The organism is Desulfuromonas thiophila (assembly GCF_900101955.1).
Lineage (GTDB): Bacteria > Desulfobacterota > Desulfuromonadia > Desulfuromonadales > Desulfuromonadaceae > Pseudodesulfuromonas > Pseudodesulfuromonas thiophila.
Window position 1 is genome coordinate 44,152 of the sequence record NZ_FNAQ01000005.1, and the last position, 14,817, is coordinate 58,968.

At 54.7% G+C, this 14,817-nt stretch carries 12 protein-coding genes; 1 reads left to right on the forward strand and 11 read right to left on the reverse strand.

Annotation, left to right across the window (positions count from 1 at the left end; all coding sequences use genetic code 11):
* Positions 1-86 precede the first annotated feature (86 nt).
* The 6 genes from BLR80_RS06590 to BLR80_RS06615 all read right to left on the reverse strand — a co-directional run bounded on the left by BLR80_RS06590 (position 87) and on the right by BLR80_RS06615 (position 10,213).
* Positions 87-4,826, reverse strand: a complete 4,740-nt coding sequence (locus BLR80_RS06590) for an NAD-glutamate dehydrogenase domain-containing protein (protein ID WP_092077618.1) — start codon at positions 4,824-4,826, stop codon at positions 87-89.
* 127 nt (positions 4,827-4,953) lie between these two features.
* Positions 4,954-5,547 carry a hypothetical protein gene (locus BLR80_RS06595; RefSeq protein WP_143012094.1) on the reverse strand — a complete coding sequence of 198 codons (594 nt, stop codon included), beginning with the start codon at positions 5,545-5,547 and terminating at the stop codon, positions 4,954-4,956.
* Between the two features lie 42 nt (positions 5,548-5,589).
* The gene (locus tag BLR80_RS06600) at positions 5,590-6,654 is read right to left on the reverse strand and encodes a type IV pilus twitching motility protein PilT (RefSeq protein ID WP_092077624.1); all 1,065 of its coding nucleotides are present in this window, start codon (positions 6,652-6,654) and stop codon (positions 5,590-5,592) included.
* A 41-nt stretch (positions 6,655-6,695) separates the two neighbouring features.
* Positions 6,696-8,084, reverse strand: a complete 1,389-nt coding sequence (locus tag BLR80_RS06605; RefSeq protein WP_171906349.1) for a type IV pilus twitching motility protein PilT — start codon at positions 8,082-8,084, stop codon at positions 6,696-6,698.
* Positions 8,071-8,463 carry a DUF6812 domain-containing protein gene (locus BLR80_RS06610; RefSeq protein ID WP_092077629.1) on the reverse strand — a complete coding sequence of 131 codons (393 nt, stop codon included), beginning with the start codon at positions 8,461-8,463 and terminating at the stop codon, positions 8,071-8,073. Before BLR80_RS06610 ends, BLR80_RS06605 begins: the two co-directional genes overlap by 14 nt.
* Positions 8,464-9,220: 757 nt before the next feature.
* Complete coding sequence (locus tag BLR80_RS06615; protein ID WP_092077632.1) at positions 9,221-10,213, reverse strand: YhdH/YhfP family quinone oxidoreductase; 993 nt, start codon at positions 10,211-10,213, stop codon at positions 9,221-9,223.
* A gap of 122 nt (positions 10,214-10,335) precedes the next feature.
* Here BLR80_RS06615 and BLR80_RS06620 point away from each other — a divergent pair, with 122 nt between their 5' ends.
* Entirely contained in the window at positions 10,336-10,680 is a 345-nt protein-coding gene (locus BLR80_RS06620; protein ID WP_092077635.1) for a winged helix-turn-helix transcriptional regulator, read from the forward strand.
* Positions 10,681-10,894: 214 nt separating this feature from the next.
* On the opposite strand, the gene BLR80_RS12670 is transcribed toward BLR80_RS06620, so the two are convergent.
* From BLR80_RS12670 to BLR80_RS06640, 5 genes are all read right to left on the reverse strand, one after another.
* Positions 10,895-11,470 carry a hypothetical protein gene (locus BLR80_RS12670; protein WP_143012096.1) on the reverse strand — a complete coding sequence of 192 codons (576 nt, stop codon included), beginning with the start codon at positions 11,468-11,470 and terminating at the stop codon, positions 10,895-10,897.
* Between the two features lie 88 nt (positions 11,471-11,558).
* On the reverse strand, positions 11,559-11,942 hold the full coding sequence (locus tag BLR80_RS12675) for a hypothetical protein (RefSeq protein ID WP_143012097.1): 384 nt from the start codon (positions 11,940-11,942) through the stop codon (positions 11,559-11,561).
* Positions 11,943-11,974: 32 nt separating this feature from the next.
* On the reverse strand, positions 11,975-12,490 hold the full coding sequence (locus BLR80_RS13305; protein WP_281241617.1) for a type II secretion system protein GspG: 516 nt from the start codon (positions 12,488-12,490) through the stop codon (positions 11,975-11,977).
* Between the two features lie 123 nt (positions 12,491-12,613).
* Positions 12,614-13,453, reverse strand: coding sequence for a hypothetical protein (locus tag BLR80_RS06635; protein WP_092077638.1), 840 nt, complete (start codon positions 13,451-13,453; stop codon positions 12,614-12,616).
* A gap of 127 nt (positions 13,454-13,580) precedes the next feature.
* Positions 13,581-14,528 carry a hypothetical protein gene (locus tag BLR80_RS06640; protein ID WP_092077641.1) on the reverse strand — a complete coding sequence of 316 codons (948 nt, stop codon included), beginning with the start codon at positions 14,526-14,528 and terminating at the stop codon, positions 13,581-13,583.
* Positions 14,529-14,817: the final 289 nt, after the last annotated feature.

A 14,817-nucleotide genomic window follows, 5' to 3' on the forward strand; every position in this document is an offset into this window, starting at 1 on the left:
CTGGCCGGTCGCTGGCGCCATGATAAAAGTGAATTGAATAACACAGCGTTTGAAAAAATGTCCAGCCGTTTTACGCAGACTTCCGGTCAGGTCCTGTCAGCCTGCAGCAACCGCTCCAACTGCTCGAACAGCACCACAAAGGGATGGAAGGTGGCTGGCGGATTTTCCTGCAGCTGGCCAAGATAACTGCGATAGCGCTGCAAGGCGCTGCGCTGGGCCGACAACAGGCGGTCGAGGTTGCCGGCGTGGTTGCGCATGACCTGCTCAACCAGCTGATACAACAGCTGGGCCACCCGGCTTTTCAGCAGACTGCTGGCACGCTGGTCCCAACGGTCACGCAGAGGAACCTGACCCAGTTGCTGACGCACCTGGTCCAGCGCAAAGGCGCGACTGACATCGTTGAGGGTCACAGCCAGCGAATGCAGATCGCTGTTGGTATTGCGCATCAGTTGCAGCAGTGGTGGCAGATTGACCAGGTGGCGACAGGTGGCCAGCAGCAGAGCGGTGTTTTCGGCTAGCCCCAGCTCCTGCAGGTGTTGCGCCTGCTCCATCAGTTGGCTCCAGCTGCTTTGATCCACCACGCTGCTGAGGGTGGCGCGGTAGGGCTGCAAGGCTGCACGGAAGGTCTGGAAGCTGTCGTGATTCAGTTCCCACCCCAGCCGCAACGCCCAGTCGCACAGGCCGGTCAGGGCATCTTCCAGCTGCAGCAACCAGCGGTACTGTTCGACGGCCGGCAAGCGATTGTCGCCGGCAAACAGGGCATCGCGCAGGCTGGCGCCATCAATGGCCACATCGAAAAAGACATAGGTGCGTGCTACCTGGGCCTCTGTTACCCGATGGCGCCGGGCCAGACGGAAGCAGAGGCTGGCACCGCCCTGATCAATCACCTGATTGGTCATCAGGGTTGCGGCAATCGGGTGGCGCAGCGGATGCCCGCTCAGCTGGGGGTCGAAGCGGCGATCGATCTCGGCCGGGAAATACTGGCGCAGGAAAACCCGACTCTGTTCGGCGTCGAAGGGTTCCTCTTCCAGCAGCGCCTGATACAGCTGCATCTTGCTGTAGGCCAGCAGAATAGCCAGCTCTGGCCGGCAGTAGCCGTCGGCCCTGGCCAGCACCTCGCGTGCGCTTGGCAGGGCCTCACTAACCGGATCGAGCAGGCCGATATCCTGCAGGCGGCTGGCCAGATCGACAAATACCGCCGGTTCCCGCTGACAACGCAGCCGATCAAGCGACAAACACAGGCTCTGGCGATAGTTGTTGGCCAGCACCGCCAGACAAACCTCGTCGGTCATGGATTGCAGCAGCGCGTTGCGTTCCTGCACGTCAGCGATCAGGCCCTGCTCCAGCAACTGCTGCATGAAGATCTTCAGATTGACCTCGTGGTCACTGCAATCAACCCCGGCGGAATTGTCAATGGCGTCGGTGTTGATGCGGCCGCCCGCCACGGCATATTCGATACGGCCACGCTGGGTAAAGCCGAGATTGCCCCCCTCACCCACCACCCGCGCCCGCAACTGGCAGGCATCAATACGGACAGCATCGTTGGTCCGATCCCCCACATCGGCAGCGCTTTCCTGGCTGCTTTTGACATAGGTGCCGATGCCGCCATTCCACAGCAGATCAATCGGCGCCTGCAACAGCAGATGAATCAGGCTGTCGCCATCCAGACTTTCGTGCCGCACGCCCAGCCACTGACGCACCTGGGGGGAGAGCGGAATGTCCTTGGCGCTGCGCTCGAACACGCCACCACCGGCCGAAATCCGCTGCAGATCGTAATCATTCCAGCCACTGCGCGGCAGACTGAACAGGCGCTGGCGTTCGCTGAAACTGACCATCGGGTCGGGATCGGGATCAAGAAAGATGTGACGATGGTTGAACGCCGCCAGCAGCCGGATCTGGCGCGACTGCAACATGCCGTTGCCGAACACATCGCCGCTCATGTCACCAATGCCGACAACGCTGATCGGTTCGTTTTGTACGTCGATCCCCAGCTCACGGAAATGGCGCTGGACACAGACCCAGGCGCCTCGCGCCGTGATGCCAAGGGCCTTGTGGTCATAGCCCTGCGAACCGCCACTGGCAAAGCCATCGGCCAGCCAGAAACGGTATTCGGCACTGATGGCGTTGGCGGTATCGGGCAGATGGGCCGTGCCCTTGTCGGCCGCTACCACCAGATAGGGGTCGTCGTCGTCGTAGCACACCACCTCGGCTGGGGGCACCAGTTCGCCGGCCAGGCGATTGTCGGTCAGATCGAGCAGGCCCCGCATCAGGGTCTGGTAGGCGGCCTTCGACAGAACCAGACCCGTTTCGCGGTCGCTGAATGGAGTCTTGACGATGAAACCGCCCTTGGAACCGACAGGTACGATCACGGCATTCTTGGTCATCTGGGTTTTCATCAGACCCAGCACCTCGGTGCGGAAATCATCCGGCCGATCCGACCAGCGGATGCCGCCCCGCGCGACCAGCCCCCCCCGCAGATGGATGCCCTCCATGGTGGCACTGTGGACATACACCTCGAACAGGGGCCGCGGCACCGGCATTTCGGTAATGCCGATCGCACTGATCTTGAAGGAGATAAAGAACTCCGGCGCATCCAGGCGGCGAAAGAAATTCGTCCGTACCGTTGAATCAATGCAGTTGAACAGAGTACGCAAGATGCGGTCTTCATTGACGTTTTCAACCGCCGCGAGGGCTTCGATCAGCGCCATGCGAGCGGGAGTCAACACTTGCTCCTCGCGTTCGAGCGGATCGTTCCATTCCGGTAGCGGCCTGAAGCGGGCCTCGAAATAGCGGAATAGCGCCAGCGCGGCACGAGGATGGTTAATCAGGGCGAAAGCGACGGTTTTTTTGGTGAACGGCGAGCCCAGCTGGAAATAGTAATTGCGGTAAGCGCGAAAGACATCAATCTGCTGCCAGTCCAGGCCGGTGCGCAGCAGCAGACGATTAAGATAATCGTTTTCGGCCTTGCCGCTGCGGATAGCCCTCAAAGCGGCCAGCAGATTGTCGCCACAGACGGTCAGATCGCCCCCCTGCGGCGCTTGATCGAGTACGCCGAAGCTCTTGATGAAATAACGACGCCCGTAAACGTTGACGGTGAAGTCGATTTCATCCACCACCGTCAGATCGAGGTTGACCAGTCCCGGCATCAGATCGTTGAGATAGCCAGGTTCGGCCGTGTACAACTGCAGGCAACGAACCTGGGGGTCACTGCCGGCCAGGGGCCCCCACAGTTCGACCTGTTCACCCTGACCATCGTGCAGTGCTTCCAGCCGCAGGATATCGCGAACACTAAACAACGGTTCCACCCGTGCCCGGTAATCCCGGCAAAAGGCATTCTGGTACTGGCGCCACAGAATCATGCCACGGCGCACACCCAAAGCCTCGGTCAGGGCCTGCCGCAAACGCTGCTCCCAACTCAGCAAGGCTGAGGTCAGTTGATCCGCCAGGCTGTCGAGAGGGGGAACCTGCAAGCCGCCAGCTGCTGCCACATGGGCCAGAACAATGCTGTCTTCGCTGCTGACATGAAGTAGCCGGCAGCTGACACTGTCCGCTGTGCATTGTTGTTGCAACAGGCTGGTCAACTCGGAAAAATCGGTGCCGGAACTTAAGGCGGCGGGAATCACCAGCAGCAGGTTGCGACTGGTGCGATCCGATTCGAGACTCAGCACCCTGACCCGCGAGTGCTGGTAGAATAACAGGGTGGCAATGGTGTCACGCAGGCGCTCAAGAGGGACGAAAAAAAGCTCGGTCTTGGGGAAGGCCGCCAGCAGTTCCAAGGCCCGACGGTAGTTGTAGCTGTCGGGCGAGACATTGAGTTCTTTAAGGGCCGCCAGAATTTTGTGCTGCAGCGCCGGCAGATCCAGGGCCGAGCCTTGCTGGGAATGGTGGGTGAACAGACCGGCGAACTGATGGATAGTGCTGCTGCCATCGGCCCGTGTTTCCTGCACCAAAAGCAGATTGAGCAATTCGTCGCGCCAGATGGGGCTCAGACAGGCGGTCTGCATGACTGCAACGGGCCGGGGGTGTTGCAGGCAGACCCGGGTCTGGGCATCGCAGTGCCACAGCAGCGCGGTTGGTTCGTTGCTGTTGACACAGTCCTGCAAAGCCAGGCCCAGAGCGCTGTCGGGTACAGGCACAAGGCTGGTGCCATCGGCTGCCAGGTTCAGCTGGCGATAAGCCAGGGCGGCAAAATTGTCTTCCAGCAGCCAGTGCCAGAAATCGGCTTGACCCGCCTGCTGGGCCAGGGGTTGCATCTGTTCCAGCCGTTGTTGCAGTCCACCGCGATCTGTTGCTACCCGCAGCACCGCGTGAAGAACCTCGCCAATCTGCGCCACCATCTCGTCACTGGTCAGCACATCTTCGACCTGCACGACCAGCAAGGCTTCGTTGGCCAGATTCTCCGCTGCTTCAGTCAAACGCTGCAGGCTGCCCTGCTGACGCTGCACCCGCAGGCGCAGATGGGTCACTACCTGCCAGCACAGCTTCTGCCGCCGCAAATAAAGCAACAGCGAATCAAACAGAAAGGGAGCATCGACACAGCTGCACAGCAACAGTCGCTGATCGAGGCCGGGCAAGGGCTCAACCCTGACCGCAACCTCGTCCTGGCGCTGACGCAGCAGCTGGTAGATGGCCAGAATCTGGGTGGCCAGTTGAGCCGCAGCCAATTCGCACAATGCGCCTGGCACAGCGTTTTTCCGTAACAGCTCCACCAGGGTGGCCACCTGTTGTCGCTGGGCAGCGTCGAAATCCTCCGGCAGCAGTGTGGTCACCTGTTGCAGCAGTGCATGAAACTGTTCGACATTCTTTTGCAGACCCTGTCCGTTCATTCATCAGCCTCCTGAAAGACCGGCAGCCCTGCTGCCGGTGGCGCAGTCGCTTGAACCCGCTGGCGCGTTGCGAACGGAGCAAGTGTAGAGGAGCAAGGGCGGATTTGCAAAAAAAACAGGCCGCCGGCTAATAAGCCAGGCGCAGCAGCCGGTCGCCTGAGCTCTGTAATGGCCCGAGAGGATTACGTTCTTCGCGACAGGTAGCGATAGCCGCTGTGCCACTCCACAGCCGGTAAACCACCTGATCGCGATGCAATACCAGCAGCATTTTGAAACGCCAGCCGGAGACCGCTGTTTTGCGGTGAAAGTTGAAAAAATCGGCCCAGAAGTTGCCGACCCGCCGTGAGTGCAGTCGTTGCAAGTCATAGACACAGGCACGACAGGCATCCGGCTGATTGAGGCAACCCTGCAATTCAGCCGGCAGCGCTTCAGACGGGGTACTCTGAAACAGGACGGCCAGTTCGGTGGCATTGAGCAGTTGCAGATTGGGCGTTTTTTCCAGATCAAAACCCATGGCGGCCAGATCGGCCAGGCTGCTGCCCGGAACGATCTGGTCGTATGCCGCCTTGATCTGCTCGAAGCTGTGCCATTTTGACCGGGTGACCTCCTGGCTGCGGGGCAGCAGCCGACTACAACCCGCCAGAGCGGTCAGCAGCAACAGACACACCAGCACAACGCCGATCCTTCCGCTTTGAACATTGCCATATATTCCTGTTCGCATCGTCTTTCTCCTGCCAGAACAGACAATTCGTCAACCCAGTGTTCACTCGGCCGCGGCCTGCTGCAGCTTGAAGCGGTTTTTATCCTGTGCCTTGAGATAGGCCTCCTCCGGACTGATCAATTCACGCTTGAGGTAGTTGGCCAGAACGTCGTCCATCATCTGCATGCCCAAATTCTTGCCACCCTGGATGATATTACGAATATTACTGATGTTGTTTTCCCGGATGCTGGCGGCCAACCCCGGGGTCGCCACCAGAATCTCGTTGGCAGCGATGCGGCCACCACCCTGTTTCTTCAGCAGTAACTGGGCACAGATGCCGCGCAGGGATTCGGCCAACAGGGTGCGGGCCATGCCTTGCTGATCCGCAGGAAAGACATCGATGATCCGGTCGATGGTTTTCACCGCCGAGTTGGTATGCAGCGTGCCGAACACCAGGGTTCCCATGGCGGCGGCCGACAAGGCCAGCGAGATGGTTTCGTAATCGCGCATCTCCCCCACCAGAATCACGTCGCAATCCTGGCGTGTGGCGGTACGCAGGCCATCACTGAAGCTGCGGACGTCGCTGCCCACCTCACGCTGACAGAAAACGCTGCGCTTATTGGGATGAACGAATTCGATGGGCTCCTCGATCGTGAGGATGTAGCGGGCCGAGGTTTCGTTGATGTAATCGATGATGGCTGCCAGGGTGGTCGACTTGCCACTGCCGGTCGGACCAGTAACCAGCACCAGCCCCGCACGCAATGCGGCGAAGGATTTGAGTACCTCCGGCAGGTGCAGATCCTGCAGGGTCAGGATACGAGTCGGAATGACCCGGAAAACGGCGCCCAGGCCATGCAACTGGCCATAGTAGTTGGCGCGAAAACGGGCCTGCTCGTCTTTTTCGTAGGCAAAATCGAGATCATTGCTGGCCTGAAACTCGGTCCATTTCTCCGGCGGACAGATTTCCTTAAGATAGGCCAGCATACGTGCCTCATCAATGGGGTCTTCACCGGCCAGTGCCACCAGCCGGCCATGTTCGCGGATTTTCGGCGGCTGGCCCTGCAGCAGGTGCAGGTCGGAAGCACCCCGCGCCAGCAGCTGGTCAAACAGGCGATCGATCTGAGCCATGGGAACCCTCCCGGGAAAAGAAAATCGTTTTTCAGTGCTGTTCAGGCCGTCTCCCGCTTTGGCTCAAAGGCGGTAAACAGCGACTTGTTGGTGGCGGCGAACCAGGCCTCGCTGCCGTCAATCTGACCGCTTTCCACCAGTTGCTGCAATGAATCTTCCAACTGACACATGCCCTTGTCGCGGTTGATCTGCATCAGGGTGGGCAGCTGGAACATGCGATTTTCGCGGATGAGATTGCCGATGGCCGCCGTGTTGTAGAGGATTTCCAGGGCCAGCGCCCTGCCCTCGCCGTTTTTGTGCGGAATCAGTCGCTGGCAGACGATGCCGCGGATGGATTCACTGATCATTGAGCGGACCTGCCCTTGCTGGTCGGGCGGGAAAAAATCGAGCAGCCGGCTAATGGTCGGACCGGCGCCGGTGGTGTGCAGCGAGGCGAACACCAGATGGCCGGTTTCGGCAGCGGAGATGGCCAGGCTGGCGGTTTCCCGGTCACGCAGCTCACCGATCAGGATCACGTCCGGATCTTCGCGCAGGGCAGCTCGCAAGGCAGCGGAAAAACTCAGGGTATGAACGCCAACCTGTCGCTGGCTGATGTGAGCGCGCTCTGGCTGGTGCACATATTCGATGGGGTCTTCCAGGGTGATGATGTGATCGTCGCGGCTTTGGTTGATGCATTGCAGCATGGCTGCCAGCGTGGTGGTCTTGCCGCAGCCGGCCGGGCCAACCACCAGCACCAGCCCCTGATGGTATTCCGTCAGTCTTTTAAGGTGGTCGGGCAGCTGCAGGGCCTCGAAGGTGGGAATCTGCTGACTGATGACGCGAAAGGCACCATCCCAGCCACGGTTCTGGCGGGCAAAGCAGCTGCGAAAGCGTCCCAGGGTGGCAAACTGGCAACAGGTATCGAGGGACAGCTGCTGACGCAATACGGCGGTCTGACTGCCATCAAGAGCACTGAACAACAGCGTTTCGGTCTCCTGCGCGGTAAAAGGCTCCCGCTCCAGCGCCACCAGCTGACCCTTCTTGCGCAACAGCGGCTGACAGCCGGCGTTGATGTGCAGGTCAGATGCGCCTTCAGCTCGCGCCAGAGCCAGATAATCCTCCAGCGACTGCAGGGCGGTAACCGGGGTGGCAGATGGCGCCGTGATCTGGGAGTCGGTGCCCGTTTCGCTGGCAGCCTGCCCTTCGGCTTGCACCTCGGCCGGCAACGGCGAAGGGGCCTCCATGGTATCGGCCGCAGTCTGACTAGCCGCGAAACGCGCCCGAATCTGGCTGACCTGTGGTGGTTTGAGTACATTGGCCCGCACCAGCAGATCCGCCAGTTCCAATTCAGGGTGACTGGCCAGATAGGCCTTGGCCTTGTGCAGCAGTTCCGTGGTCGTCAGCCGGTTGTGCAGCACCACCTTTTCGACAAAAATATCAAAGGCCGTCATGGCCATCCTCCGCCAGCGGCACGTCGAGATCCAGCGCGTCCTGTTCCTGTTGCGCCTCAAGAGCCTTGCGGCGTTGCTCCAGCAGCCAGGTGCCGAGGCTGCCCATCTCCTCAGAATCGCACACCACCTCTTCCGCTGGCAGAATCACCTCGATCTTGTCGCGACTGACATTGATGAATCCCGCCTGCAGCAGATGAATGCCACTCTGTCGTTCCCATACCTGGGCCGCTGCCACGGCGATAAAGGGTCGCGCCTCACAGACCGCATCGGTCAGCCGGGCTCCCTTTTTAACGTAAACCCAGCCCACCACGCGGTAGTTATGCGTCAGGATAACGACGTTCATCATGTTCTTCGGTTCCTGGCCAAGATTCAGCACCATCGCATTTTCCCTTCAGCTAGCGGCAAGTCAGGATCAAGACTTTTGGCCGGAGTCGGCGCAACAATCTTCGCCCAAGACCGAACAGGATGCCAACAAGAATTTAAGGTAATGGCACCGCTCTTTTGGCGGGAGGGCACGGAAGTCCCCTGCTGTTTTCTGTCAGAACAAAAACAGGCACCTGAGATTGCCTCAAGTGCCTGTTTTTATTTATGGAGCGGGAAACGGGATTCAAACCCGCTCCGTGAAGCATAACTTATCGAATTTACTATTATTTTTTTGGCCCTGACCAACGCCTGACCGACAGCGGCAAATAAGCGAACAGTTTATGGGAGATCAGAATCGGCATGGTGGCAGTCTTTTTAGGCTGCGGACCTGCCGTACCGCGTGGGTAGCGGATCCGCATGCCGGATGGTTGTGGGACCAGCTACCCGTGTTGGGCCTGTTTTGGGCAGCCGAAGATTCATCATCCATGTCGTGATCATGGTCGAGTCGTCTGGTGGCGGATTGTTTCGAAGGTAGTCCCTGGGAAGCGTCTCATTCAAACATTTGTTTTTTCGTTCCAGCAAGGGAGATCCCCTCAAATGGAGCAAAAAATGGACAGTTACGAGACGATCAGTGGGAATTTATTGCCCCATTACTCCCCGGAAAAAACAGTGATTGCGGTGTTACTGCCAAGGAAACCAGTGAGATGGTTAAACTATAAAGCCTTGAGAAATCAAGGCATTATAGTTTAACCAGGGCCAATCTTGATAAGTTGCTAGAGCCTGACCACCACGCGCCGTTTGACCTGTCCTTTGAGCATGGCTTGAATTTTTTCCTCCAGTCCTTCGAGGGAAATTTCCTCACTCAGTTGTTCCAGCAGCTTGGCATCCTTGTTTTCGGCCAGATACTGCCAGGCGTGCAGGCGGCGCGGCATGGGGCATTCGGCCGAGTCGATGCCGATCAGGCGTACGCCGCGCAGGATAAAGGGAAACACATTCAGATTCAGATCGGCCGATCCCACCAGCCCGCAGCAGGTGACTACGCCGTCGTAGCGGCAGGCTTTGATGGCCGCTTCGAGCATGGTGCCGCCGACGCAGTCCACCACGCCGCTCCAAAGCGGTTTCAGCATCGGTCGCTCGCTGTTGGCAGTTACTTCCTCGCGGCTGATCACATTGGTTGCACCGAGGCGCTTCAGGTAGTCTGTTTCGCTGTTCTTGCCTGTTGCCGCTGTTACCTGGAACCCGGCCCTGGTCAGCACTGTCACGGCCAAGCTGCCGACGCCACCGGTAGCCCCCGTCACCAGGACAGGTCCCTGATCGGGGGTAAGACCGCTGTCGACCAGAGCGGTTACGGACAGAGCTGCCGTCAGGCCGGCGGTGCCGAAGATCATGCTCTGCTTGAGGCTCAGTCCGTCAGGCAGGGCGACTGCCCAGGCGCTGGGGACCCGGATCAGCTGGCCGAAGCCGCCGTCGGTTTCCATGCCCAGATCGTAGCTGGTGACAATGACCTTATCGCCGGGCTGGAAGCGGCCGTCACTGCAGGAGACGACCTGGCCGGCTGCGTCGATGCCGGGCGTGTGGGGAAAGTTGCGCGTGACGCCGGGATGACCGCTGGCCGACAGGGCGTCTTTGTAGTTGAGAGAGGAGTACTGAACCCGGACCAGCAGTTCGCCCGCGGGCAGATCATCGCTATTGCGTTGCACGATCCGGCGCGTAAAGGTTTTATCTTCGTTTCGATTGACCTGCAGGGCGGTGAAATTTTCTGACATGGCGTTTCTCCTGTTACTGAAGTTGAAAAGGAAGGTTGTTGGAAGGCTAAAACCATTCTATACTTTTGATAAGTACCAACAATAAAGTCAGCAGGTATACAAAAAGTAACCATGGAGAATGCATGAGTGAGACGGCGTCAGAATTTGAAATGGTCTATCGCTGTGGCGTGACCGTGACCTTGGAGGTTATCGGTGGGAAGTGGAAAGGGCTGATCCTGTGGCACCTGCGGTTGAAGACGCTGCGCTTCAGTCAGCTGCAGCGACGTCTGGCCGGGGTGACTCAGAAGATGCTGACCCAGCAACTGCGCGAGCTGGAAGCTCAGGGGCTGATTCATCGCCAGGTCTACGCCGAAGTGCCACCACGGGTGGAATACTCGCTGACGGAACTGGGCCGCAGTATTATTCCCATTCTGGAGCAGATGTGTCACTGGGGGCAGGCATATGATCACGCACAGACAGGTCACTGATTGCGGTTGCCGGAACTGGTGCACTGGCAGGCGCGGCTCTGGCAGGAGCGACAGCCACAAGTTTATGCAACCATCGGCGATATTGATATTAATCTGATTTTAGCATCCTGGCCAACCGGCAATCTTGCTGACGGTGCCAGAAACAACCGTGCATGAAAATAACGGCCTTCCTGTTCACGTGCACCGCAATCTTCCCCGTCCAGCTGATCAAGTGTTAGCGGTTTTTGCAGTTTCCAAACCCTGTAGGCTTGTCGCTCACTCTTTCGTATTCAGTTTCCTTGGTATCAGAAACTGCAACTGGTAGCAAAAATAGAACTAAACCCGCGGCATACTCTGACCTTGTGGATTTGCCATGTCTGTTTGTGTCTAAACCTAAAGTTACTTGTTCATAACTTGGGCCGACAAGAACATCACCGCTGCCTCGCGATAGCAGGTAAGCGTCCCTGTTGATTATGATTTTACCATCGTTAACTTTAAAGTCGTGTCCCTCTGTGTAGGTTCGCTCATAAACTGCACAGCCATTTTCTATTGCCTTTACAGTGATTGAATTATTATTTGCAATGACTTCTATGAATTCTATTGTTTCATGGTTAATTTTTCCGGCGATGACAAGCTGGGAATCGCTCCAAATCTCTCGTGAAAGGTAGCCTGACGGATTGCCTTTGTTTTTGTAGACCCCTTCGAGTTCAGAAAGTTGGGATACTTTGTGGAACTCTTTATTGTTCTCAGGCTCCGAATGATAAGCACAGGAGCATAGAAGTAGAAAAAATATAAAAAAAGCAGTTTTCATAATTTTTACCACTAACGCCGCAAATAACCAGACGTAAAAAGCGCGTAGCGGTTTTTACGGTCTGAGTTAATTTGATTGTTAGATTTAATCATAGATGTATACCGAAATACTGATAAATAAGATACGCAATCATGAGAGCAAGAACCGCAGCTAGAGCAGAGAGAAAAACATAGCCAACTGGACTATCAAGGAGATTAGATTTGCTATTATCTTTAACTCCGTTATGTGGTTTTTCTCTGGATGGACTTGTTGCGGCATCGCTTATTGTCATTATTTCTGATTTCACATCTAATTTTCCAGACTTTGCTCCCTTATCTATTACACGCTCGTTTTCAATGGCGTGAATAACTCTCATTGTTTCTTGTATCTCTTTTTCCTTGGCTAGCCTCGTAAGTGGGTTTCCACCGAAAATAATCTGTTCAGCTTTTAGACGAGAGACTTCATTTTTTAGAAATTCGAGATCATCAGACATGGTACAACTTAACTATGATTTAAAGCCATTTCTCAATTCGTCTTGATAGATAAAACAATATTACTAAACCCGCCATTATTTTCATAAACAAATTCATCAATTGATTCAGCTGTCAAATTGCTAATATATGGGCCATTCCAATGACTATAACCATATGGTTTAGTTACCAGGGCTTCTAAACCTTCTTCAGTGGAAGGATAACGTCCATTGTCTAACTTGAACAAATCTAAAGCGGCTCGTAAATCTTCTTTTTGAACCTGTTTTGCTTTTAATTCAGTTTCATTAATTTTTGTCTGTATGTTTTTATTGATATCCCCTAATGCTTTGAGAGACATTAGAATTTTATTTACTTCAACTGCTGTTTCTGTTTCTGGGTATGAGGAGACGATTTCTTTATAAACTTCAATTGCTTTATCATTCTCGCCTTGTTGCTGAAAAGTCATGCCTTCATTATAAAGCTTTCTAGCTGCTGATTCTGAGTCTGTGCAACCTTGAGTAACAAGTAAGGAGAGAATAAAGAACAGTTGTAATATTTGATGTTTTGACATTTAAATTCCTTTCAAAAGTTTAAATCAGATGGCTAGCCAGATAGAGAAATCTAACGTTCCGCTTGAGCCGCGGCTTGCCCTGGAGCGCAGCGGAAGGGTAAGCCGTCGGACTCAAAGCGGTTGTTAGCCACTTTCGGACTTCTGCTTCTCATGCTCACGCCGCCTTTCTTCCCAAAGCTGTCTCTCTCTTTCGCGGTCTTCACTCGTATAAACGTCGGCCTTTATCTTCTTAAAGCCGCTTGAGAAGTGCCCAATCTCCTCTTTGATCTTCTTGAGATGCGATGCGATTTCGTGAAGTGGATCCCCATCCCCGAGACCGCTTACACCTTTGTACTCTGTGAAATTGAAGAATGCGCGTGAGCGGTACTTCGCGCCTTCAATGTCTTCAAACTCGATATCCACCTCGGTATTCAGCTCAAGGGCCTTCTCGCCGTGCTTCTGATAAAACTCGTGAAAGCTCAAGACAAAGCTCGACCTGTGCTCCCCGGGGCCGAGGGAAGATATGCCTTTCTCAAGAATCGCCAATTCGTTTAGCTGCTCAAGGAAGTTAGCGAAAACAGGCTCAAGCCCTGCGCTGGCGTTCCTAAACGTGAACCGAATGTTCTGCGCAGCCCCCGGCCCACTGTTCTTAACATGGATATCTAGGAAGTTCATCCCAACCGGATTGGCCTTCAGGTACAGATTGACGCTCGGCTTTATGGAATCCTTCCGGATTTGCTCAATTTGAGCCAACTGGATAAGGCGGAGTGCCCAAGTTTCTTTGGCGAGCACTATTGTCAGGACAGCAATCGTCACGGTGGCAAAGGCGCTTACCCAAGAGGACAAGTTGTCTTGTGAAAGAGAAACCTCCCTCTCAATGTTTACGCCTACCACTATCCCAACAATGAAGACGACGGGAACCATGAGGATGACCGTGAGGCTCCCGAGTATCCACCGCCCCCTAGACTCAGACACTTCACTCATCCGTGCTGCTCCTTCTGTGGCTAACGTTGTGCTCACCGGCGGCGGCAGGACAGTTCAGCCTTGCAGGATCCTAAACGAAAACCGCCCCAGTCTCACCCGTCCGAGTGCAGCTAATGGTTATGTAATTTTATTTAAAAAGATCCTGGTTATCAGCCTCTAGTGGAGCAACCTCTGTAAATATAATTTTTGGCCTTTTTTCAGTAATATAGCCAGCCCTATCCATTCTACTAACTCTGCCTTTAACCAGGCATTTCAGGAAAAGGGCGTTTTTATGCCGCACAATGCTCCCGCTCGCTGGAATAATGGTAAGTATATGTCCGTCATAGCGAAAACCTAGGTTGTTAGCGTTCTCATTGCCCCTCGTTATATCTCCCTCTAGTTGAACATACTGGCCATGAGTAAGCTCAGGGAACAAAACCTCATCCTGCTCTTCCTCATAGAAAATATATTTGTCTTTATAACTAATAGTCTCCTCCAAAAAACTCCCATTTTCAGAAACGCCAAACGTAAGCTGTCTCTCTTTTTCAATAATAATTGCCAATTCTTCCAAAATTTTTGAACTACATGTCGAGAACGCGTCAAGGTACTCTTTTGGAACAAACAAATATTCCATTTCCTCATTTGGAATACCTATTTTATTGTTGTTGTCTTTAAATTTGACTTTTTCGAATTTTCTGTGGCGGGAATGACCTAAATGTTTACAAATTTTTATAAACCATTGAACGCTTTTTATAGCTTTCACAAATGCTTGTTTAATGCTTGCATCTTTAAAATCATTCTTTGCCATTTCCGCTGCCGCTGCAGATGCGTAAGCTGTAGCGGCGAAACCGGCCCCGGCCATAATCCACTGGCCGATGTTCTCTGGGATGAGCGCCTCCCAAGACCCTTTTCTGATCTTTACCGGAATTTCATAGTTGTATTTGTCTAAATCGGGAAAATCTTGCCTAACAAAATGTCTCAAGGCCTCATCAAAACCAAGTAGGGCGCTGGCGGCTTTTCGTGCATCAAGAAATCCATCATCGACTAGTTTGCCGCTATACTTCATGTAACCTAAGACATTTTCATAAGATTTCATTCGCCAACCTTTTATTTATCTGGGATCCTGAAAACATAACAACATTTAGCCAGATCCGCCTATCCCGCCAACAACCGCAGCCGATTTTTGCAACATGCTGAAAACAGGCGAAATAGAGAGATAGGCGGATCTACCTATCTCTCTTGAACACTTCGTCATGCTGCTCTGCCTGGCAGAAACCTGCCTGCCCCGCCCTGCTTTCGTGGTTAGCACACACATACAAACAAAGTCAATTCTTATGTGCTTGTGTAAATTGTTTTTGCTTGAGACACAAAAAAAGCCCCCGGCG

What these genes read in the sequence shown, in the direction of transcription:
- BLR80_RS06590 (WP_092077618.1), bottom strand. Translation starts at nt 4,826, where the DNA reads ATGAACGGACAGGGTCTGCAAAAGAATGTCGAACAGTTTCATGCACTG.
- BLR80_RS06595 (WP_143012094.1), bottom strand. Translation starts at nt 5,547, where the DNA reads ATGCGAACAGGAATATATGGCAATGTTCAAAGCGGAAGGATCGGCGTT.
- BLR80_RS06600 (WP_092077624.1), bottom strand. Translation starts at nt 6,654, where the DNA reads ATGGCTCAGATCGATCGCCTGTTTGACCAGCTGCTGGCGCGGGGTGCT.
- BLR80_RS06605 (WP_171906349.1), bottom strand. Translation starts at nt 8,084, where the DNA reads ATGACGGCCTTTGATATTTTTGTCGAAAAGGTGGTGCTGCACAACCGG.
- BLR80_RS06610 (WP_092077629.1), bottom strand. Translation starts at nt 8,463, where the DNA reads ATGGTGCTGAATCTTGGCCAGGAACCGAAGAACATGATGAACGTCGTT.
- BLR80_RS06615 (WP_092077632.1), bottom strand. Translation starts at nt 10,213, where the DNA reads ATGTCAGAAAATTTCACCGCCCTGCAGGTCAATCGAAACGAAGATAAA.
- BLR80_RS06620 (WP_092077635.1), top strand. Translation starts at nt 10,336, where the DNA reads ATGAGTGAGACGGCGTCAGAATTTGAAATGGTCTATCGCTGTGGCGTG.
- BLR80_RS12670 (WP_143012096.1), bottom strand. Translation starts at nt 11,470, where the DNA reads ATGAAAACTGCTTTTTTTATATTTTTTCTACTTCTATGCTCCTGTGCT.
- BLR80_RS12675 (WP_143012097.1), bottom strand. Translation starts at nt 11,942, where the DNA reads ATGTCTGATGATCTCGAATTTCTAAAAAATGAAGTCTCTCGTCTAAAA.
- BLR80_RS13305 (WP_281241617.1), bottom strand. Translation starts at nt 12,490, where the DNA reads ATGTCAAAACATCAAATATTACAACTGTTCTTTATTCTCTCCTTACTT.
- BLR80_RS06635 (WP_092077638.1), bottom strand. Translation starts at nt 13,453, where the DNA reads ATGAGTGAAGTGTCTGAGTCTAGGGGGCGGTGGATACTCGGGAGCCTC.
- BLR80_RS06640 (WP_092077641.1), bottom strand. Translation starts at nt 14,528, where the DNA reads ATGAAATCTTATGAAAATGTCTTAGGTTACATGAAGTATAGCGGCAAA.